Origin of the sequence: Streptomyces melanosporofaciens, assembly GCF_900105695.1 — a bacterium.
Classification (GTDB): Bacteria; Actinomycetota; Actinomycetes; order Streptomycetales; family Streptomycetaceae; genus Streptomyces; species Streptomyces antimycoticus.
This window is the reverse complement of the sequence record NZ_FNST01000002.1, coordinates 8,687,252-8,705,379: the sequence shown is the minus strand read 5'-3', so window position 1 is coordinate 8,705,379 and position 18,128 is coordinate 8,687,252. Positions and strand designations below refer to the sequence as shown.

Below are 18,128 nucleotides of genomic sequence, written 5' to 3'. Positions count from 1 at the left end.
GCCACGGACCACCTACGGCCACGAAGCCGCGGGGCACGGGCGAGGAGCGGCGGTGCGGGCGCCGACGCGCAGGAGGTCGACCTTGCCCGCGTCGCTGCTTCCGGTCGCCGCCGCGTAGGTGACCATGCGCAGATCCGCGCCGGGGACGACGAGGACATCGCAGTCCAGGTGGATGTCACCGGCCTCCGGATGCCGGATCGTCTTCCGGTCGCCCGTGTGCTGGGCGGCGGTCGTCCGGGTGGCCCAGTGGTGCGCGAACCCCTCGGACGCCGCCCGCAGTTCCCGCACCCGGCGCTGGAGCCGGCCGTCGGCGGGGTAGCGGGAGACGGCGTCCTTGAGGTCGGCGACGATCGAGGCTACGAAGGTGTCCTGCCCGCGCTCGGGCCGGATGTGAAGCGTAGCGGCGCGGGCGGCACCGCTGCCGAACAGGGCGCGGGCCAGGCTGCGTTCGGCGGCCGGGAGGACGGCGGGATCGCCGTGCAGGGCGCTCCACATGGCGTTCCACCACACCAGGGTCCAGTCGGCGGTGGAACACTCCGATCGGGACGTCGCCCAGGCGCGCGGCGAGCCGCTGGATGCCCGACGGCACATGGGCATTGACCGTCCCGTCGCGCGGCGGCAGGAGCCCGGCGCTCCGGGAGAGCTGGTCGCGCTCGGCGCGGGAGAGCTGGAGGGCCCGGTTGCCGTGCGGGAACAGCAACGGGGTGGTGGCTCGAGCGGGCATCGTCGCTCCCTTACGCCGGCGGGATCGCAGTGCGGTCCGTCACCGTAGACCGCGGAAGGCGGCCCGCACCTCCTCCACCAGCACGTCGGGGTGCTCCAGCCCCGGAAAATGACCGCCTCGGTCCAATGCGTGCCAGGAGCGCAGATCCGTATAGCGCCGCTCGGCCCAGCGCCTGGCCGTGGGCCATGGCTCGGCCGGGAAGAGCGAGCACGCGGTCGGCACGGTCACCGGCCGGGCGTTCTCCTCCTCGGCGCTGCGCGGCGTCCAGCGCAGCGCCTCCCAGTACCAGCGGGAGGTGGATGCCCCGGTGCCGGTGAGCCAGTACAGCGCGATGCCTTCGGCCTGCCGGTCGAGGCTCACTCCTCCCCCGGCCTCGGCCCGGGTGTCGGCGTAGGCGGCGAACTTCTCGCCCAGCCAGGCGGCCAGCCCGGCGGGCGAGTCGACCAGGGCGTAGCCGAGGGTCTGGGGCCGGGTGCCCATCTGGATCCCGAAGCCGTAGCCGTCGGCCAGGTGCAGATCACGCCGTTCGATCATGCGCGCCTCGGCCGGGGTGGCGGTGTCCCGGTCCTGCGGGAGCGGTGAGGCCACCGGCATCGTCAGGTGCAGGCCGATCACCCGCGCGGGAAACCGGCGGGCCAGCTCGGTGCTGATGAACGCGCCCCAGTCGCCGCCGTGCGCACCGAAGCGGTCGTACCCCAGCCGGCTCATCAGCGTGGCCCAGGCGTCGGCCGTCCGGGCGGGATTCCACCCCGTCTCCGCGGGGCGCCCGCTGAAGCCGAATCCGGGCAGCGACGGAATGACGAGGTCGAAGGCGTCGGCCCGGTCGCCGCCATGGCGGGCCGGATCGGTGAGCGGGCCGATGACCTGCTCGAATTCCAGGATCGACCCGGGCCAGCCGTGCGTCAGCAGCAGCGGCATCGCGGCGGGCTCCGGCGACCGCACATGCCAGAAGGCCAGCTCCAGGCCGTCGATGACGGTGCGGAAGTGGCCGATCGCGTTCCAGGTCTTCTCGCGTGCGCGCCAGTCCATATCGCGCAACGCCGCCAGGAGCGCCCCCATCTGGTCCAGCGGCACGCCTTGGGACGCGTCGGCCACGGTCTCGGATTCGGGAAGGCGGACCCGGTCCAGCCGGGAGCGCAGATCGTCGAGATCGGCGTCGGGAACGGAGATGGCGAAGGGTTCGATGTCGGGCGTCACCGCGCCCGCGGGGTAAGTCGGCACGCCACGAACGCTAGAACCGGCCCAGGGCCACGGGAATGCGCGCGATTGCCGTACAGGGATCATCGATTGCGGTAGGCCGACGGCCGGACCCCCGTGTGCCGCAGGAACGCCGTGGACAGCGAGCCGGGGCTGCCGAATCCGCATCGCGTGGCGACCTGGGCGACGGACAGCCCTCCGGCTCCGAGCAGCCGCTGCGCCTCCTCGACCCGCAGCCGGGTGAGATAGCGGTGCGGCGTCTGACCCGTGGCCTCCTTGAACACCCGGATGAAGTGGTAGACGCTGAAGCCGACTTCGGAGGCCAAGTCGGCCACTGTCAACGGGCTGCCGAGCCGGTCCCGCATCATCGCCACGGCCTTGTGCACCCAGGGCCCTTCGGCGCTCTCCCGGCTCGCCTTCGGTGGCCGGACGCCGCCGCTGAGCAGATGCACGGCGAGGAACGTCGCCGCGGACTCCGCGTACAGGTCCTCGGCCTCACCGGCCGCGCCCAGCGACCGCAGGGTGTGTTCGACGAGCGGATCCCCCGAGGCCACCGCGGCGGCCATCCGCTCATAGTCGACGCCCGCCCCGCCCAGCTGCTCTACCGTACGGGCGACGGTGACGTGTGGAATGTGCACCTGAAGGGTCCGCAAGGGGACCACGGACCGGTAGCGGCGCACCGACGCCACGCCCGGAAGGGCCAGATCGACCTGCCCGGGCAGCCAATGCCGCCGCTGCCAGCGCCCGCCGGTGTGGGTCTCCATCGACGCGTCGCCCGCGACCGTCAGCACCAGGTGCAGATCCTCGGTGGCGGGCAGTGGCACCCGCTCCACGCGCGCGGTGTGATGGAACCGCTGCAGTAGCAGCGACCGCCAGCCCAGGCTGTCCCAGCTGCTGAACGTCCGCTCGACATACGGGTTCGCGTCGAATCCGCTATACGGCTCGAGGTCGAAGTCGGGAGCGTCGCACACCACATCGAGCATACCGACGGCCGGTGCGGACCGGGCATTCCGGCGTTCGGTCCCTCAGACGTCCAGGGAGGGGTAGTCGATGAACCCCTCGTCGGTGCCGCCGTAGTAGGTCGTCGTATCGGGCGTGTTGTACGGTCCGCCCGCTCGCAGCCGGGCCGGCAGATCGGGGTTGGCGAGGAAGAGCGCACCGAAGGACAGCATGTCGGCCGTGCCGTCCTCGATGAGCGTCAGGTCCGCCGCGCTGGTGAATCCGTCGGTCGCGGGGTTGAGGATGAAGGTCCCGGAGAACTCCTTGCGGAGGAGGGCGCTCAGATCGCGGGAGCTTTCGACGACATGCAGATAGGCGGGGCCGGTCTCGTTCAGCCGGCGGACGAGATGGGCGTACGTGGGCTCGAGCTCGGGCTCCTCGATTCCGTTGTAGCGAATGCCGGGCGAGATGCGTATCCCCGTGCGGTGTGCCCCGATGGCCGCCGACACGGCCTCGACCACCTCCGCCGCGAACCGGACCCGGCCTTCGACCGAGCCGCCCCACTCATCGGTGCGCAGATTGGAGCTGGGTGCCAGGAACTGGTGGACCAAGTAGCCGTACGCGGCGTGCACTTCGACCCCGTCGAACCCCGCCTCCACGGCGTTGCGCGCGGCCTGGGCGAAATCCGCGACCGTCTCCCGCACCTCCTGGGAGGTCAGCGCGCGGGGGGTGGTGAAGTCCTTCATTCCGTGGACGGTGAACAACTGGCCGGGTGCGGCGATGGCCGACGGAGCGACGTGCGCCATCCCCTCGGGCAGCAGATCCGGGTCGCCGATCCTGCCGACGTGCGCGAGCTGGGCGAAGACCGTGCCGCCCTTGGCGTGCACCGCGTCGGTGACGCGGCGCCAGGCGGCGATCTGCTCGGCACTGTGCAGGCCCGGGGTGTGGGGGAAGCCCTGGCCGACCGGTGACGGCCGCGACCCCTCCGTGATGACCAGGCCGGCGGTGGCCCGCTGTGCGTAGTACGTCGCCATCGAGTCGGTGGCCGTATCGCCGGGCCCGAAGGCACGGGCCCGGCCCATGGCGGGCATGACCAGGCGGTTGCGGAGGCGCCGCCCGGCAAGGTCGATCGGATCGAAGGGTGTGGTCACAACGGCTCCCGCGGGTTGATGGACATGACCGCCGACAACGAGGTCGTTGGTCGACCAACGACCTCGCCGGAGAGCCACCATAACCCAATCGTTGGCCGACCAATGATTGGCCGGCCACGATAGCCTTGCCCCCATGACCACCCAGCTCCCGCACACCGACCCGACGCAGGGCTCATGCAGCGGCGCCGTCAGCCAGACCCTGGCGCGCGTTTCCCGTCTGCACCGCCTCGCCGGCGGCAGGCTGCTGCGCCCGACCGGCCTCTGTTCCGGTCAGGAATTCCTGATGATGGCCCTGTGGGATGCCGGACCGGCCCGTCAGTCGGAGCTGGCCAGGGCGCTCGACCTGGATCCGTCGACCGTGACCCTGATGCTGCGGCGGCTGGAGCAGGGCGGGTATGTCATCCGCGCACGCGATCCGCAGGACCGGCGCGTCATGCTCGTCCGGGCCTCGGAGGAGAGCTACGCCCTGCGGCCCAAGGTCGCGGAGGTCTGGGGGCAGCTGGAGGAGCACCTCCTGGACGGGCTGGATGACGCGGAGCGCGCAGCCTTCGCCAGGATCCTCGCCAAGGTCGAGAAGAACCTCACCCCCGGCGAGGAGGGCTCCCCCGACGCGCCTGGCGCGTGATCAGCGGTCAGTCATTGCGTGTCCACGAGCCCAGCACCATCAGCGTCTTGGTTCCGGTGACCTGCCCGACACGGCGCAGGGCGTCGATGACCTGCTGCAGATGCTCGATATCCCGCACCCGGACGTTCACCAGGGCGTCGGGGTCGCCGGCGATGGTGAAGACGGCCTGCACCTCGGGGACCGCGTAGGCGGTACGGACGATCTCCCCGACCGGTGTCGTACCGGTGTAGGACAGCTCCACGAACGCCTCGATGCCCCAGCCGAGCTTGGTGTGGTCGATCTGCACGGTGAAGCCCTTGATCACCCCGCTGTCCTTGAGCCGGTCCACGCGGCGTTTGACCGCGGCCACCGACAGCCCGACCTCGGGTGCCATCTCGGAAAAGGTGCGCCGGCCGTCCTCGCGCAGCATCCGCAGCAACTGGCGGTCCACATCGTCGAACTCGGGCATCGCCCCTCCGTTCCGCACTTCGCGCACACCGCCCACCCGCGCAAATTCTTTTAGCCCAGCCAGCCAATCCCCGCCTCATTTTGCGTCTTTCCGTCGATCAACCGCAAGTTACTTGTGCTCGCCCGGAGGGTGTTGCTGTCCTGGGCCCGGACCCATGAACGCCGAGGACCTCGCCCCGTTCGTACCCCAGGAGCGCCCTTCATGCCTGTCGACCGTCTGCTTCCCACCCGTGAGGCGGAGGATCTGCTCGACCTCGTCCGCGAGATCGCCGACAAGGAGCTGGCCCCCCGCGTCGAGGAGCACGAGCGCACCGAGAGCTATCCCGAGGGGCTGTTCCGCCTGCTGGGCGAGACCGGGCTGCTGGGTCTGCCCTACCCCGAGGAGTTCGGCGGAGGCGGCCAGCCCTACGAGGTCTACCTCCAGGTCCTCGAAGAGCTGGCCGCCCGCTGGGCCGCCGTCGCCATCGCCACCAGCGTCCACACCCTCGCCGCCTTCCCGCTTCTGACGTACGGCACCTCCGCCCAGCGCGGGCGCTGGGCGGAGGACATCCTCGGCGGCCGTCTCATCGGTGGCTACAGCCTGTCCGAGCCGCAGGCCGGGTCCGACGCGGCGGCCCTGACCTGCCGCGCCGACAAGGCCCCGGACGGCTATCGGATCACCGGCGCCAAGGCGTGGATCACCCACGGCGGCAAGGCGGACTTCTACGCCCTGTTCGCCCGCACCGGTCCGGGCAGTGACGGCATCTCCTGCTTCTTCGCGCCCGGACACACCGACGGTCTGACCTTCGGCCGACCCGAGGACAAGATGGGCCTGCACGCCATCCCCACCACCTCGGCCTTCTGGGACGACGCACCGCTGGCCACCGACCGGCTCATCGGCGCCGAGGGCCAGGGGCTCCAGATCGCCTTCAGCGCCCTGGACTCCGGCCGGCTGGGCGTCGCCGCCTGCGCCACCGGGCTGGCCCAGGCCGCCCTGGACGCCGCGACCGCCTACGCGCACGAACGCACCACCTTCGGCCGCCGGATCATCGACCACCAGGGGCTCGGCTTCCTGCTGGCCGACATGGCCGCCGCCGTCGACTCCGCGCGCGCCACCTACGTGGACGCCGCCCGCCGCCGTGACCACGGGCGCCCGTACACCCGCCAGGCGAGCGTCGCCAAGCTGACGGCGACCGACGCCGCCATGAAGGTCACCACGGACGCGGTCCAGGTCTTCGGCGGCTATGGATACACCCGCGACTTCCCCGTGGAGCGCTATATGCGCGAAGCGAAGATCATGCAGATCTTCGAGGGCACCAACCAGATCCAGCGGCTGATCATCAGCCGTCAGCTCGCAAACTGACCGGCCCCGGCGGCTGCTACCAGGGCACGGTCTGGCCCTGGTAGTTGAGGTACTGCAGGCCCGGTTCGCCGCTGTGGCGGTCGATCGTGTCCACCACGCCGGGGATGGACTGGTCGATGGTCAGCGGTGCGTCCGGTCCCCCGAGTTCGGTGCGGACATGGCCGGGGCACATGAGCAGCAGCGTATGCGCGGCGTCGGCGTAGCGGGCGGCGTAGCTGCGCATCAGCTGGTTCAGGGCGGACTTGCCGGCGCGGTAGACGTCCTGACCGCCCCTGGTGTTGAGGCCGACGCTGCCCTGGCGCGAGGACATCACGCCGATGGTCCCGGTCGGCGCGACCAGCGAGCGGAAGGACTCGACCACGCGCATCGGGCTGAGCGCGTTGGTGACCATGACCTCGACGAACATCTCGGTCGGGACGTCGCCGATCGGAATGTCGCCCCGGGTGATGCCGGCGTTGACGAACAGCAGGTCGAGCGTGCGCTCCGCCAAGCGCTCGCGCAACGCGGCGATCTGCTCGGGCGCCGTCATGTCCAGCGACTCGACGGTGACCCGGCCGCCGGACGCCTCGGCCAGGTCGTGGAGGCCGGTGCGCCGATCGCCCCGGACGGTCCCGATGACGTGCCAGCCGCGGTGCGCGTACTCGGTGGCGAGGGCGAGCCCGAGGGTACGGGACGCCCCGACGATGAGAGCGGTCTTGGCGCTCATGCCTGAACCTCCGGCTTGAGGACCTGCTCGCACCACTCGCGGAAGGTTGTCGGGCTGGTGATGCGGGGGGTGCGGGACACGCCGTCGTCGAGGCCGTTGTTCTTGGCGTACGCCATGTTGACGTAAGCCTCCACGAGCGCGTCCCCGAGGCCGTGTCCGGCGAGTCCGGCGCGGAAGTCCTCGAGCGACTGGCGCTCGTAGCGGACCGGGCGGCCGAGCACATCGGACATGATGCGCGCCATGTCGATCGCCGAAAGGTCCTCGGGGCCCAGCACCGGGACCTCGCCCGCCCCCGTCCACGAGCGGTCGAGCAGCAGGCCGGCGGCGACCGCGGCGATGTCCCGGGTGGCGGCCGTCGGTGCGGTGCGGTCGGGGGCGGCGGTGTCGGTGTAGACACCGTCGTCGCGGATCGAGGCCCGCTGCCGCAGCAGGTTGTCCATGAAGGAGGGGCAGGCGAGCGCCCGGTAGGCCACGCCGGTGCTCGCGATGAGGTCGTCCATGGCCAGCGACGCCGTCACATGGCCGGCGCGGCCGGCGACGGGGGTGCCACGGCCGAGCGCCGAGACGCCGACGACGTGTCCGACTCCATGGGCCGTGAACGCCTTCGCGGCGGCATGGGTGAACCCGGAGTACGCGGCGTCCATGCTCGACGCCCGCGGGTCCGGCGGGACCAGCCAGAAGACGGCGTCCGCGCCGGCGAAGGCCCGGTCGACGACCTCGGCGTCGCCGTGCGAGCCGGTGACGACGTCGACGCGGGCGCGGACCTCGTCCGGGAGTCTCGCGGGGTCGCGCACGATGACCCGCAGCTCTTCGCGGCGGTCGGGGACCTCGCCCAGCAGGATGTCCAGCAGCCGGCCGCCGATCTGGCCGGTGGGAGCGGTGATGACGATCATGCTGTGAGTCTCGGGGTGGCCACCTGCGGACGTCCAATACCCTTCCCGGCAATTGATACCTTCAGGGCATGGATCTCGATCTGCGCAAGCTCCGCTACTTCGTCGCGGTGGCCGAGCACCGGCACTTCGGCCGTGCGGCGGAACAGCTCTATATCGCCCAGCCGGTCCTCAGCCGCCAGATCAGGGCCTTCGAGCAGGAGATGGAGTGCACTCTGCTGGTACGGAGCACCCGCAGCGTGGAGCTGACCGATGCCGGGAAGCGGCTCTACGAGGAGGCGCAGCGGATCCTCGCGACCGTGGCCTCGGCGGTGCGAAGCGTCCACGACGTGGATCGGGGCGTCCAACGGCTCGTGGTCGCCTTCTGCTCCGGGCTGTATGTGTCGGAGGCGCTCCGGGCGTTCTCATCGCGCCACCCGGAGGTCGAGACCGATGTCGTCCCGGTGCGCTGGTGGGAGCAGGACGCGCCGCTCCGGGACGGCCGGGCCCAAGTCGCCTACCTGAGGCGGCCGTTCGACCACTCGGACTTGCGCATCATCCCCATCGGCCACGAGACCAGGGTCGCCTGCATGCCCGCGGCGCACCCGCTGGCAGCCCGTCAGGAGCTCACCTCCGCGGACCTCGACGGCGAGCGGATGCTCGACGCGCCGACGCGACGGACGTCGTCACTCGAAGAGAAGTTCGAGCTCATCGCCTCCGGGCAGGGCATCGCGCTCGTCCCGCTGAGTGTCGCGCGGTCCTACTCCCGCCCCGAACTCGTCCACCTCCCCGTCACGGACGCCCCATCGATCGAGACCTGTCTGGCCGTCCTCGCGGACCGGCGGGAGAAGGTGCTGCGCGACTTCCTGGAGATCGCCACCGCCACGCTGCGGGCCACCACCTGAGCGATCGGCGGCCACGCGCCGTGGTGGACAGGGCCTAGCGACCGAGATTGGCGGTGTCTCCCCGCGCCGAGGAAGAGACATCCCTCCGCGCCGAGGCGATAGTCGACGGTGACGCAGACGACGCCGTCGCGGGCGAACCGGCTGCCGTCGTAGAGCGGCACCGCGCCGGAGCCCTGGGTGAAGGCGCCGCCGTGCGGCCGATGTCCACCTCGGGGAGGAGCTGATCGGCGGGGGCGGGATAGGGGGCCTTCGGCGCGGTGGCCCCATAGCCCAGGGCGTCGCGAACGCCCTGCCAGGGCTGGACGGGCCGCGGCGGCAGGAAGCGGTTCGGGCCGAAGGGCGGCGCGGCGTAGGGGATGCCCTTGAAAGCGGCGATTTGGCGGGTGGACGCACCGAGCAGGGCGCCGCTGGGCGTGGAGACGGTGGCCATGGGAGTCCTTACCTCGGGGGCGGGCACCGGCGGCCCGCTTGTCCACCCACCTGGACGAGCACGACGAAGATGACGGGGCGGCGGGGAAGAGCCTGCACGGTGATCGGGCGAGCAGAAGGTACGTTGGCACGCACCGACTGGAACACGGGGGACATCATGGCCGCGAGGACATCGGCGGGCGGAGCGCGAAAAATGCGGGCGCGTCAGGCGGGAGCGGGTCTGGGGCTGGCGGTGCTGACCGCTCTGGCCGTGGCCGGCTGCGGAGGGTCGGACGAGATCGACGGGGCGCCCCCGCGCGCCGACCGGCCGTCGGCGTCCCGTTCCACGTCGCCCTCCACAAGCCCCTCCGGGAGTCGCAGCCCCTCGGCGAAACCCTCCGTGTCGGCGGCGGACGGGCGTGATGTCGCCGCCTGCGCGGACGGGAACTGCGAGATCGCGGTGTCCGGTCCGGTGACGGTCCGGTTCAAGAGCCCGGCCGGTCCGGCGACGCTGTCGGTGACCGAGGTCGGGCCGAACAAGGTCGAGTACACGGTGAAGTCGGGCAATGGCCGGTCCCAGGGCGGGGCGAGCGGTCCGGGCCAGGGGTGCATCACCGTGCTGCGCGACCACGGCAGCAGCAACTCGTGCGGAAGGGTGGGCACCATGCGGCCGGCCGCTCAGCCCGGCGCCGTGGTGATCCTGATGGCGGCCGGGGAGGACGGCACGGCGCTCCTGCGGATCGTCTCCAGGTGACCGCCCCCGGGGATCAGCTCTCCCCCGGCGGGCTGCCGGGGGAACGGGAGTGGCGGATGCCCGCCTCGTAGGTCTCCTTGAGGTGCTGGAGGGTGTCGTCGAAGTGGCGCGCCGCGTAGGTGGCGTAGAGGATGTCGATCAGCAGGAGCTGGCCCCACTTCGAAGTGACGGACTCCCCGTACAGCCCCTCCCCCGTGACGTTCGAGGTGAACAGCGGTACGTTGCTGAGCTCCGCCAGCGGGCTGTCCTGGGCGGAGGTGATGCCGATCGAGGTGGCCCCGGTCTGCCGGGCGAGTCGCATGGCGTCCACGATCGCGGTGGACTTCCCGGAGTCGCTGATGCCGATCAGCACATCCCGCGGCGTCAGGATGGTGGCCAGCATGACCTGCACGCTCTGGTCGCGGTAGAGCAGGCACTTCTTGCCCGCGCGGGTGAACCGCATGACCCCCTCCTCCGCGGCGATGCTGGAGGAGCCCATGCAGCAGAACACCACCGCGTCCGCGTCGTGCAGCAGGTCCACGGCGCGGCTGATGGCGTCGCCGCTGACCTGCTTGGCGGTCTGTGCCAGCGTCTGGCGGCTGCTGCGCTCGATCTTGCCGACGATGGCGGGGGGCTCGTCGCCGCGGAGGATGCCCTCGTAGACGAACTCCTCGTCCCGGCCCGCGCCGGCCGACCGGGTGGCGAAGGTGGCCTCGGCGAGGCTGAGGCGGAGCGAGTGATAGCTGTCCAGGCGCAGCTCGCGGACGAACCGGGAGACCGTCGACTCGGCCACTCCACAGGCCGAGGCGAGCTGCGAAATGGTCATCGACTGCGCCTGCTGGGGGTGGGCCAGCAGATACTCGCCGATCTGGCGCAGCGCGCCCGGTAGGTAGGGCAGCTTGCTGGTGATGAGGTGCAGCACATTGCCGGCCTCATCCGCCGGGACAGCCATGACTCGCTCCGTGGTCTCAGGAAGGGAGGTTAAGTACCCGTAGCAGATTCTCCACGGCCGCGCGGGTGGCGCGCTCCACACTCTCCCTGGTGTACCCCCCGATATGGGGTGTGGTGATCGCCTGCGGGTGATGGAGCAGTTCCTGGGGCGCGGGCGGCTCCTGGTCGTACACATCGGTGGCATACCCGATGAGCCTGCCCCCGACGAGGGCCTCGAGGACCGCGCCGTCGTCGACCAGGCTCGAGCGGGCGGTGTTGACCAGATAGCCACCGGGCCGCATGGCCGCGAGGGCGCCCTTGTCGATCAGTGGCCGCTCGGCGGGCGGACAGTGCAGGGTCACCGCGTCCGAGCGGGCGAGCAGGTCCTCCATCGTGGTGTACGAGAAGTCCCCGGCGGGGGTGAACTCCGGATCGGGGAACGCGTCGAAGGCGCGGACGGACATGCCGAGCCCCAGGCCGAGCCGGACGACCCGGCGGCCGATCTGCCCGCACCCCACGACCCCGAGGGTGCGTCCCACCACCTCCCGGCCCTCGATCCGCTGCCACCGGTCAGCCTTGAGCGCCGCGTCCTGCGGTGGGATGCGCCGCAGTCCGGCGAGCAGGAGGGCGATGGCGAGTTCGGCGACGCCCTGGGCGTTGGCTCCGGCGGCGGTCTCGACGGCCACCCCCTGTTCGGCGGCGGCGGTCAGGTCGACGGAGTCGACGCCGACCCCGTTGCGGCTGATGACCTTGAGGCCGGGGGCCGCGGCCAGCACCTCGCGGGTGATGGGCTCGACCCCGGCGAGATAGCCGACGCACGCGGGCAGGAACCGCAACTGTTCCTCCCGGGTGGGCTGCCGCCCGGGGGTGGGGAAGACCACGTCGTAGCCCGCCGCCTCCAGGGCGGCCAGCGCGGGGTGGCCGCCCTGGGACAGCGAGCGGGGCGTCACGGCGATCCGGGCCGTCACTGGGCCCACTTCGGGTTGTCCACGACCGCCGGGGCGCCGTCGCGCTCCACCACGATCTTGCGGAAGCCCTTGGACTCGATGGTGCCGTAGTCGTGTCCGGCGTGGCCGGGGAAGGCGAAGAAGGTGATCAGTGGCTCGTCGGGCGAGGTGTTGATGGAGCGGTGGGCGTACCGGCCGGGGACGTAGACGCCCTGGCCGGGGGTGAACTCCTCCCACTGCACATCGCCCTCGGGGTTCTCCATCATCATCAGGCCCCGGCCGCGCAGGCAGTAGTAGATCTCGGCGGTGTCGAGGACGGAGTGGAAGTGGCCCTTGGTCATGAAGTACTCGTCGCCGACCTTGCCCGGGTAGGTGATGCTGGTGCCGTAGGCCACCTCGCCCGTGCTCTGGGGGACACCCATGTCGAAGAACTCGTAGACCAGCACGTCCTCTTCGGCCAACCGCCGCGCGGCCTCCTGGTCGGCGTACATCCCGGCCATGGCGGAGATGCGGCGCTGGAGCGGCTTCTTGGCCTGGGAGAGCCCGGTGACGAGGCTGAAGTCGGTGACGACGGCGGGGCGGGGGGCGGTGGCGCTCATGCGGTCTCCTTGGTGACGTCGCGGGCGATGCGGGACAGCCGCTCGAAGGTGGGGCCGTGGGTGGGGATGTCGATGTGGAAGACCTCGGCCATGACGCGGGTCCAGCCGTGGATGAAGTACAGCCAGCCGTCGACGACGTTCAGCTCGCGGGCCTCCCGCTGGGCCCGTGCCTGGTCCAGGAAGACCAGGTCGCCGCGGTAGTTGAAGTCCCAGGCGATGCCGTCCCGGGGGAATTGGGCGGCGTCGGTCAGCGGGGATCCGGGCCGGTCCTTGCCGAGTCCGGTCGCGTTGACCACGACGGAGCCGGGCGCGAGGGTCCGCAGCTGGGCGTCGTTGTCGCCTGCCTGGGGGGCGAGCTGGTACTCGATCGGGATGGTGAAGCCGAGGCGTTCGTGGACGGTGCGCATCTCGCGCAGCCGGGCCTCGCGGCGGCCTGTGACCACGATACGGGAGGGGACGTCGCCACCGGCCGCCGCGCGGTTGTGCAGGTACAGGGTGAGGGCCAGGGACGAGCCGCCCGCCCCGAGCAGCAGCAGTTCGCCCCCGGTGCGGGACCAGTGGCCGTCGGACACGATGGCCTCCAGCGCCAGACCGCTGGTGAGGGGGTCCATGGCGTGGCCCCACAGTTGGCCGCCGCGCTTGGAAATGCTGCTGACCTCGTCCAGCAGCTCGGTTTCGTGGCCGACGCCGTCGAACAGGTCATGGGCGGCCTTGTAGAGGTTGAGCTTGTGGGTGGTGACCAGCGCGCCCAGCGAGTGCGGGTCGTGCTTGATGAAGTCGACGGCCTCCCGGTAGTGGCCGGGGGTGTCGTCCAGCGGAAGGTCGATGCCCTCGATGACGGCGTCGAGGTTCAGCTCCCGCGCCCAGGCCGGAAAGACCTTCATGATGGACGACTTGGTGGTGGTGACGCCGATGAAGTACATCGTCGGGCGGGCGGCGGCGTGATACGTCCGCGGCATAGGGGTTTCTCCTTCTGAGGAGCCGTGCGGTGGTACGGGCCGGATGGGCGGCCGGGTCAGTGCTCCTCCCAGTCCCGGGCGCAGCCCACCGCCTTCTGCCAGCCCGCGTAGAGCCGGTCGGCCCGGGCGCGGTCCATCGCGCAGTCGAAGCGGCGCTCGAGCCGGAAGGTGCCGGTCAGCTCGGCCCGGTCCGTCCAGAACCCGGTGGCCAGGCCGGCGAGGAAGGCCGCGCCGCGGGCGGAGGACTCGATGACGGTGGGGCGCAGCACGGGGACGTCGAGGATGTCGGCCTGGAACTGCATGAGGAAGTTGTTGGCGGTGGCTCCGCCATCGACCTTGATCTCCCGGGTGGAGATGCCCGAGTCGGCCTCCATGCAGGTGATGACGTCGCGGATCTGGTAGGCGATGGACTCCAGCGTGGCGCGGATGACGTGCTTGCGGCTGGCGCCGCGGGTCAGGCCGAGGATGGCGCCGCGGGCGTACTGGTCCCAGTACGGGGCGGCGAGCCCGACGAAGGCAGGTACGACATAGACGCCGTTGGTGTCGGGGACGTGCCGGGCGGCGTACTCGGTGTCCTCGGCGTCGTAGACGATCTGCAGCTCGTCGCGCAGCCACTGGATGGAGGCGGCGGCCACGAAGATCAGACCTTCCAGGGCGTACTCCACGCCACCGTCGACGCCCCAGGCGATGGTGGTGAGCATGCCGCTGTCGCTGAAGACGGGGTCCTCGCCGGTGTTGAGGACCAGTGAGGCCCCGGTGCCGTAGGTGGCCTTCACCGTGCCCACCTCGAAGCACGCCTGGCCGAACAGCGCGCCCTGCTGGTCGCCGACGGCCGAGGCGACCGGGATCCGGGCGCCGAGCAGCACCGACTCCTCGGTGTGGCCGTAGACCTCGCTGGTGGGGCGCACCTCGGGCAGGATCGCGCGGGGGATGTCGAGCTCGTCGAGCAGCCGCTGGTCCCAGTCGAGTCGGGTGATGTCGAACAGCATGGTGCGCGAGGCGTTGGTGTAGTCGGTGACATGTGCGGCGCCGCCGGTGAGGTTCCAGATCAGCCAGCTGTCGACGGTGCCGAAGGCGAGCTCGCCGCGGTCGGCGCGCTGCCGTGCGCCGGGGACGTTGTCGAGGATCCACTTCACCTTGGTGCCGGAGAAGTAGGCGTCGATGATCAGCCCGGTGGTGCGCTTGACGTACTCCTCCAGGCCGCGGGCCTTGAGTTGCTCGCACAGCCCGGCGGTGCGGCGGTCCTGCCAGACGATGGCGTGGTGGATGGGCTCACCGGTGGCGCGATCCCAGATCACCACCGTCTCGCGCTGGTTGGTGACGCCGATGGCGGCGATGTCCTCGGCGCCGCACTCGGCCTGGGCCAGCACCTGCTTGGCGACGGTGACCTGGGTGTTCCAGATGTCGAGCGGGTTGTGCTCGACCCAGCCGGGCTGCGGATAGATCTGGGGGAACTCCTGGCTGGCGATCGCGGCGATGTCGCCCGCCTTGTCGAAGAGGATGGCCCGGATGCTGGTGGTGCCGGCGTCGAGAGCCATGACGTAGCGGTGGGTCATGGAGTCGCCTGCCTTCCCCCGGGGCCACGGACCGCCGTCGTGGTGGCGTGGGGGTCGCCGTCGAACGCGACCATGGCCTTCATTCCGGCGCCGGAGGCCGCGTAGGCGAAGGCGTCGTGGATCTTCTCCAGCGGGAACACCTCACTGATCAGTGGTGACAGATCGACGCGGCGCTCGCCGACCAGCCGCAGACAACGGCCGTAGTCGCCGTTGGTGGAGCCGGTCGTCCCGGTCAGGGTGAGGCCCTTGTAGTGCACCGCGTTGGTGTCGAGCGGGATGGTGCGCGCGGCGCCGAGACCCGCGAAGTAGTTGAGCCTGCCGTGCGGCGCGAGCAGTTCGGCCGCCTGCGCCTGCACCTGGGGATCGGACACCGCCGTGATGACCACGTCCGCGCCCCGGCCGCCGGTGTGCTCGCGGACGACCTCGGCCAGGTCCTGTTCGCGAACCCCGACGCACACATCGGCGCCGAGCCGGGCGGCGAGGTCCAGCCGGGGGCGGCCGCGGTTGGAGATGATCACCTTACGGGCCCCGGCCAGCTTGCCGAGCAGCACATGGAACGCGCCGATGGGGCCCGCGCCGGTGATGACCACGACGTCCTCGGGGCCCACCCGCAGCCCGCGCTGCCCGCTGTAGCAGCAGGAGAACGGTTCGACCAGGGCCGCCTCGGCGTACGAGAGACCCTCGGGGATCTGGAAGACGTTGCCGCGCTGGACGGCGAAGCCGGGCACCCGCAGCAGTTCCTGGAAGCCGCCGTCGATGCTGATGCCGAACGCTTCGTAGTCCGGGCACATGTTGTTGTAGCCGTGGCGGCACATGTCGCAGCGGCCACAGCCCACGTTCGGGGTGACGGTGACCCGCATGCCCGGGTGGAACGCGGTCACCCGCGGCCCGGCCGCCACCACGTCCCCGGCCACCTCGTGGCCCAGCACCCGCCGCTGCCCGTCGCGGATCTTGAAGTGACCGTGCTTGAAGATGCGCAGGTCGGTGCCGCAGATGGAGGCCGCCCGGACACGTACCAGCAGATCGTCGCCGATGACGGTGGGCTCGGCCACGTCCTCGACCGCCAGCTCCCCGGGTCGGCGCAGAACGGCGGCCTTCATGAGACACCTCCCACGACACCGGGCCGGATGAGCTCGGCCTGAGCCTGGTCGGCGACCGCGAAGACGACCTTGTTGTACCAGGTGCGGCGCTCCAGCATGTCGGCGAACATCGCCGGTGCCTCCTCCAGGCTCGGGGTGTGGCTGATGAGTGGCGCCACCTTCAGATCGCGGCCCAGATGGTGGACCACCATGTCCCATTCGCTGCGTCCGGCCGGGGTGATCCTGGAGTTCCAGGTGCCGTAGAGGCGCAGCTCACGGCGGAGGACGGAGGAGACCAGGGCGCGCGGCAGGGTCAGATCACCGGACAGGTCGCCCAGCAGCATGACCTGGCCGAGCGGGGCCGCCGCGGTGATGGCCTGGATCAGGGTGGCGGGCAGACCGCTCGCCTCCACCGCGCAGTCCACGCCCCGGCCGCCGGTCAGCTCGCGGACCGCGTCCACCGTGTCTCCGGCGGACGCGTCGATGACCGGGAAGCCGAGACCGGCCATGACGGCGCGCTTGCGTTCGTCGACATCGGCCACGTACACCTCGCTGGCGCCCAGGATGCGAAGCCACTGGGCGGCCAGCGCTCCGATGGGTCCGGCCCCGATCACCAGCGCGGTGGCATGGGCGGGCAGCCGGAACTTCAGCATGGCGTGCAGGGCGACCGCGGCGGGCTCCACCATGGCGGCGTGGACCAGCGGCACATCCCGCGCCACCGGCACCAGATTGGCCTCGGGCACGTGGAGAAACTCCGCCATCGCGCCGTCGCGCCGCGACCCGTAGTAGTCGTAGCCGGAGCCGACGGCGTACTCACCGATCTGGGTCATCGGGTCGGCCGGGTCGGGCAGAAGGGGGAAGACCGCGGCGCGATCGCCGGGGCGGAAGCGGCTTCCCTCCGGCGCCTCCTCGACCACGGCGGAGAACTCGTGGCCCAGGACGAGCGGATAGTGATACGCCTTCCCGCGGCCGTATCTCAGCACGTCGGAGCCGCAGACGCCGACACCGCCGACGCGGACGAGGACGGAGCGGTCGCCCACGGGAGCGGGCGCGGGGACGTCGGTGAGGGCGAGGACGCCCTCGGATCGCAGTACTGCTGCCTTCATCGCTCGTCCGCCTCAGACTTCCATGCCGTAACGGTGTGCCTTGTGCGTCGGGTAGAGCGCGATCTGGGGGATGGTGACGTCGGGCGTGCGCGTGGCCACGTAGAGGGAGACCTCGGCGACGTTGTCGACGTCGATGCAACTGGCGTGGATGCCCTCGGCGAGTTCCTTGTCGTCCAGCCAGCCGTCGAGGTAGGCGGGGATGTCGCCGTCGTACAGGCCCTTGTCGATGATCTCGGTCATCGGGGTCTTGACGTGGGACGGATTGATCACCGTCACACCGATGTTCTTCTCCTTGCCCTCAAGGAGAATGTTCTTGCTGAATCCCATCATCCCGTGCTTGGAGGCGCGATAGGGGCTGTGGCCGGGTCCGGAGGCCAATCGGGCCGAGGACGATCCCATATTGATGATGCGCCCACCGGTGGGCTGCCGCTCCATGATGCGGAACGCCTCGCGGCAGCACAGGAAGACCGCGGTCAGGTTGGGGCCGATGGTCTTGTTCCACTCCTCCAGCGTCACCTCGGTCACCGGGGGTGAAAGGGAGTCGCGGCCCGCGCTGTTGACGAGCAGATCGACCCGCCCCCACTCGTCCACGGCGGTCCGGAAGAAGCTCTGGACCTGGTCTTCCTCGGTGACGTCGGCTTCGATGCCCACGCAGTTGCCGCCCTGGGACTGGATGGAGGCGACGACCTGCTGGAGTCGCTTGCCGTCGGTGTCGACCAGGAGGACCTTGGCCCGGTTGGCCGCGAAGATCCGGCCCACGGCCTCGCCGATGCCGGAGGCGCCACCGGTGACGATGGCGACCTTGCCCTCCAGCGCCGTACCGGGAGCGGGTTCATAGGTGGTGGTCATGCTGTCCCTCTGGGGTGTGGTGGGTGGGTGTTCCATTTCCGCGCGCATTGAGGGGGC

Annotated in this window: 19 protein-coding genes and 1 pseudogene; 4 read left to right on the top strand and 16 right to left on the bottom strand. The window is 70.9% G+C overall.

Going from position 1 to position 18,128, the window contains the following annotated elements:
• Nucleotides 1-12: 12 nt before the first annotated feature.
• The 4 genes from BLV72_RS39860 to BLV72_RS39845 all read right to left on the bottom strand — a co-directional run bounded on the left by BLV72_RS39860 (nt 13) and on the right by BLV72_RS39845 (nt 4,011).
• On the bottom strand, nt 13-591 hold the full coding sequence (locus BLV72_RS39860) for an MmyB family transcriptional regulator (RefSeq protein ID WP_244321243.1): 579 nt from the start codon (nt 589-591) through the stop codon (nt 13-15).
• A 172-nt stretch (nt 592-763) separates the two neighbouring features.
• Nucleotides 764-2,008, bottom strand: a complete 1,245-nt coding sequence (locus tag BLV72_RS39855) for an epoxide hydrolase family protein (RefSeq protein WP_093468560.1) — start codon at nt 2,006-2,008, stop codon at nt 764-766.
• Complete coding sequence (locus BLV72_RS39850) at nt 2,005-2,892, bottom strand: AraC family transcriptional regulator (protein WP_244321242.1); 888 nt, start codon at nt 2,890-2,892, stop codon at nt 2,005-2,007. The genes BLV72_RS39855 and BLV72_RS39850 overlap by 4 nt, the downstream gene beginning before the upstream one ends.
• Nucleotides 2,893-2,946: 54 nt before the next feature.
• Nucleotides 2,947-4,011, bottom strand: a complete 1,065-nt coding sequence (locus BLV72_RS39845; protein WP_093468557.1) for an alkene reductase — start codon at nt 4,009-4,011, stop codon at nt 2,947-2,949.
• Between the two features lie 133 nt (nt 4,012-4,144).
• On the opposite strand from BLV72_RS39845, the gene BLV72_RS39840 reads away from it, so the two are divergent.
• Nucleotides 4,145-4,636: a MarR family winged helix-turn-helix transcriptional regulator gene (locus BLV72_RS39840; protein ID WP_093468555.1), complete on the top strand. Its 492-nt coding sequence runs from the start codon at nt 4,145-4,147 to the stop codon at nt 4,634-4,636.
• Nucleotides 4,637-4,643: 7 nt separating this feature from the next.
• Here BLV72_RS39840 and BLV72_RS39835 read toward each other — a convergent pair whose 3' ends face one another.
• Nucleotides 4,644-5,084, bottom strand: coding sequence for an Lrp/AsnC family transcriptional regulator (locus BLV72_RS39835; protein ID WP_059149317.1), 441 nt, complete (start codon nt 5,082-5,084; stop codon nt 4,644-4,646).
• Nucleotides 5,085-5,285: 201 nt separating this feature from the next.
• On the opposite strand from BLV72_RS39835, the gene BLV72_RS39830 reads away from it, so the two are divergent.
• The gene (locus tag BLV72_RS39830; protein ID WP_093468553.1) at nt 5,286-6,425 is read left to right on the top strand and encodes an acyl-CoA dehydrogenase family protein; all 1,140 of its coding nucleotides are present in this window, start codon (nt 5,286-5,288) and stop codon (nt 6,423-6,425) included.
• A gap of 16 nt (nt 6,426-6,441) precedes the next feature.
• Here BLV72_RS39830 and BLV72_RS39825 read toward each other — a convergent pair whose 3' ends face one another.
• Entirely contained in the window at nt 6,442-7,131 is a 690-nt protein-coding gene (locus BLV72_RS39825) for an SDR family NAD(P)-dependent oxidoreductase (RefSeq protein WP_093468546.1), read from the bottom strand.
• On the bottom strand, nt 7,128-8,024 hold the full coding sequence (locus BLV72_RS39820; RefSeq protein ID WP_093468544.1) for an NAD(P)H-binding protein: 897 nt from the start codon (nt 8,022-8,024) through the stop codon (nt 7,128-7,130). Before BLV72_RS39820 ends, BLV72_RS39825 begins: the two co-directional genes overlap by 4 nt.
• A 68-nt stretch (nt 8,025-8,092) precedes the next feature.
• Between BLV72_RS39820 and BLV72_RS39815 the strand changes: the two genes are divergently transcribed.
• Nucleotides 8,093-8,905 (top strand): LysR family transcriptional regulator, encoded by an 813-nt coding sequence (locus BLV72_RS39815; RefSeq protein ID WP_093468543.1) that lies wholly within the window; start codon nt 8,093-8,095, stop codon nt 8,903-8,905.
• Between the two features lie 80 nt (nt 8,906-8,985).
• Here BLV72_RS39815 and BLV72_RS39810 read toward each other — a convergent pair.
• Nucleotides 8,986-9,335 (bottom strand): annotated as a pseudogene (locus BLV72_RS39810) (carboxylesterase family protein); the annotation flags it as partial.
• A gap of 123 nt (nt 9,336-9,458) precedes the next feature.
• Here BLV72_RS39810 and BLV72_RS39805 point away from each other — a divergent pair.
• A complete protein-coding gene (locus tag BLV72_RS39805) occupies nt 9,459-10,067 on the top strand; it encodes a hypothetical protein (protein ID WP_244321241.1) in 609 nt (202 codons plus the stop codon).
• A 13-nt stretch (nt 10,068-10,080) separates the two neighbouring features.
• Here BLV72_RS39805 and BLV72_RS39800 read toward each other — a convergent pair whose 3' ends face one another.
• Genes BLV72_RS39800 through BLV72_RS39765 form a run of 8 tightly spaced genes read right to left on the bottom strand, consistent with a single transcriptional unit; the run spans nt 10,081 to nt 18,071 of the window.
• On the bottom strand, nt 10,081-10,998 hold the full coding sequence (locus tag BLV72_RS39800; protein ID WP_093468541.1) for a MurR/RpiR family transcriptional regulator: 918 nt from the start codon (nt 10,996-10,998) through the stop codon (nt 10,081-10,083).
• A gap of 16 nt (nt 10,999-11,014) precedes the next feature.
• On the bottom strand, nt 11,015-11,953 hold the full coding sequence (locus tag BLV72_RS39795; protein WP_208905888.1) for a phosphoglycerate dehydrogenase: 939 nt from the start codon (nt 11,951-11,953) through the stop codon (nt 11,015-11,017).
• A complete protein-coding gene (locus BLV72_RS39790; RefSeq protein WP_093468538.1) occupies nt 11,941-12,522 on the bottom strand; it encodes a glucose-6-phosphate isomerase in 582 nt (193 codons plus the stop codon). The genes BLV72_RS39795 and BLV72_RS39790 overlap by 13 nt, the downstream gene beginning before the upstream one ends.
• On the bottom strand, nt 12,519-13,481 hold the full coding sequence (locus BLV72_RS39785) for a shikimate dehydrogenase (RefSeq protein WP_093468536.1): 963 nt from the start codon (nt 13,479-13,481) through the stop codon (nt 12,519-12,521). Before BLV72_RS39785 ends, BLV72_RS39790 begins: the two co-directional genes overlap by 4 nt.
• A gap of 56 nt (nt 13,482-13,537) precedes the next feature.
• Complete coding sequence (gene glpK, locus BLV72_RS39780) at nt 13,538-15,037, bottom strand: glycerol kinase GlpK (RefSeq protein ID WP_093468534.1); 1,500 nt, start codon at nt 15,035-15,037, stop codon at nt 13,538-13,540.
• Nucleotides 15,034-16,137, bottom strand: coding sequence for a zinc-dependent dehydrogenase (locus BLV72_RS39775; RefSeq protein ID WP_093468533.1), 1,104 nt, complete (start codon nt 16,135-16,137; stop codon nt 15,034-15,036). Before BLV72_RS39775 ends, glpK begins: the two co-directional genes overlap by 4 nt.
• Complete coding sequence (locus tag BLV72_RS39770; protein ID WP_093468531.1) at nt 16,134-17,222, bottom strand: galactitol-1-phosphate 5-dehydrogenase; 1,089 nt, start codon at nt 17,220-17,222, stop codon at nt 16,134-16,136. The genes BLV72_RS39775 and BLV72_RS39770 overlap by 4 nt, the downstream gene beginning before the upstream one ends.
• A gap of 12 nt (nt 17,223-17,234) precedes the next feature.
• Nucleotides 17,235-18,071 (bottom strand): SDR family oxidoreductase, encoded by an 837-nt coding sequence (locus tag BLV72_RS39765; protein WP_093468530.1) that lies wholly within the window; start codon nt 18,069-18,071, stop codon nt 17,235-17,237.
• Between the last annotated feature and the right edge of the window lie 57 nt (nt 18,072-18,128).

Excerpts from the sequence above, each read along its gene's own strand:
- BLV72_RS39855 (WP_093468560.1), bottom strand. The coding sequence starts at position 2,008 with ATGATCCCTGTACGGCAATCGCGCGCATTCCCGTGGCCCTGGGCCGGT.
- BLV72_RS39785 (WP_093468536.1), bottom strand. The coding sequence starts at position 13,481 with ATGCCGCGGACGTATCACGCCGCCGCCCGCCCGACGATGTACTTCATC.
- BLV72_RS39815 (WP_093468543.1), top strand. The coding sequence starts at position 8,093 with ATGGATCTCGATCTGCGCAAGCTCCGCTACTTCGTCGCGGTGGCCGAG.
- BLV72_RS39860 (WP_244321243.1), bottom strand. The coding sequence starts at position 591 with ATGTGCCGTCGGGCATCCAGCGGCTCGCCGCGCGCCTGGGCGACGTCC.
- BLV72_RS39820 (WP_093468544.1), bottom strand. The coding sequence starts at position 8,024 with ATGATCGTCATCACCGCTCCCACCGGCCAGATCGGCGGCCGGCTGCTG.
- glpK (WP_093468534.1), bottom strand. The coding sequence starts at position 15,037 with ATGACCCACCGCTACGTCATGGCTCTCGACGCCGGCACCACCAGCATC.
- BLV72_RS39835 (WP_059149317.1), bottom strand. The coding sequence starts at position 5,084 with ATGCCCGAGTTCGACGATGTGGACCGCCAGTTGCTGCGGATGCTGCGC.
- BLV72_RS39775 (WP_093468533.1), bottom strand. The coding sequence starts at position 16,137 with ATGAAGGCCGCCGTTCTGCGCCGACCCGGGGAGCTGGCGGTCGAGGAC.
- BLV72_RS39825 (WP_093468546.1), bottom strand. The coding sequence starts at position 7,131 with ATGAGCGCCAAGACCGCTCTCATCGTCGGGGCGTCCCGTACCCTCGGG.
- BLV72_RS39790 (WP_093468538.1), bottom strand. The coding sequence starts at position 12,522 with ATGAGCGCCACCGCCCCCCGCCCCGCCGTCGTCACCGACTTCAGCCTC.
- BLV72_RS39840 (WP_093468555.1), top strand. The coding sequence starts at position 4,145 with ATGACCACCCAGCTCCCGCACACCGACCCGACGCAGGGCTCATGCAGC.
- BLV72_RS39800 (WP_093468541.1), bottom strand. The coding sequence starts at position 10,998 with ATGGCTGTCCCGGCGGATGAGGCCGGCAATGTGCTGCACCTCATCACC.
- BLV72_RS39830 (WP_093468553.1), top strand. The coding sequence starts at position 5,286 with ATGCCTGTCGACCGTCTGCTTCCCACCCGTGAGGCGGAGGATCTGCTC.
- BLV72_RS39765 (WP_093468530.1), bottom strand. The coding sequence starts at position 18,071 with ATGACCACCACCTATGAACCCGCTCCCGGTACGGCGCTGGAGGGCAAG.
- BLV72_RS39770 (WP_093468531.1), bottom strand. The coding sequence starts at position 17,222 with ATGAAGGCAGCAGTACTGCGATCCGAGGGCGTCCTCGCCCTCACCGAC.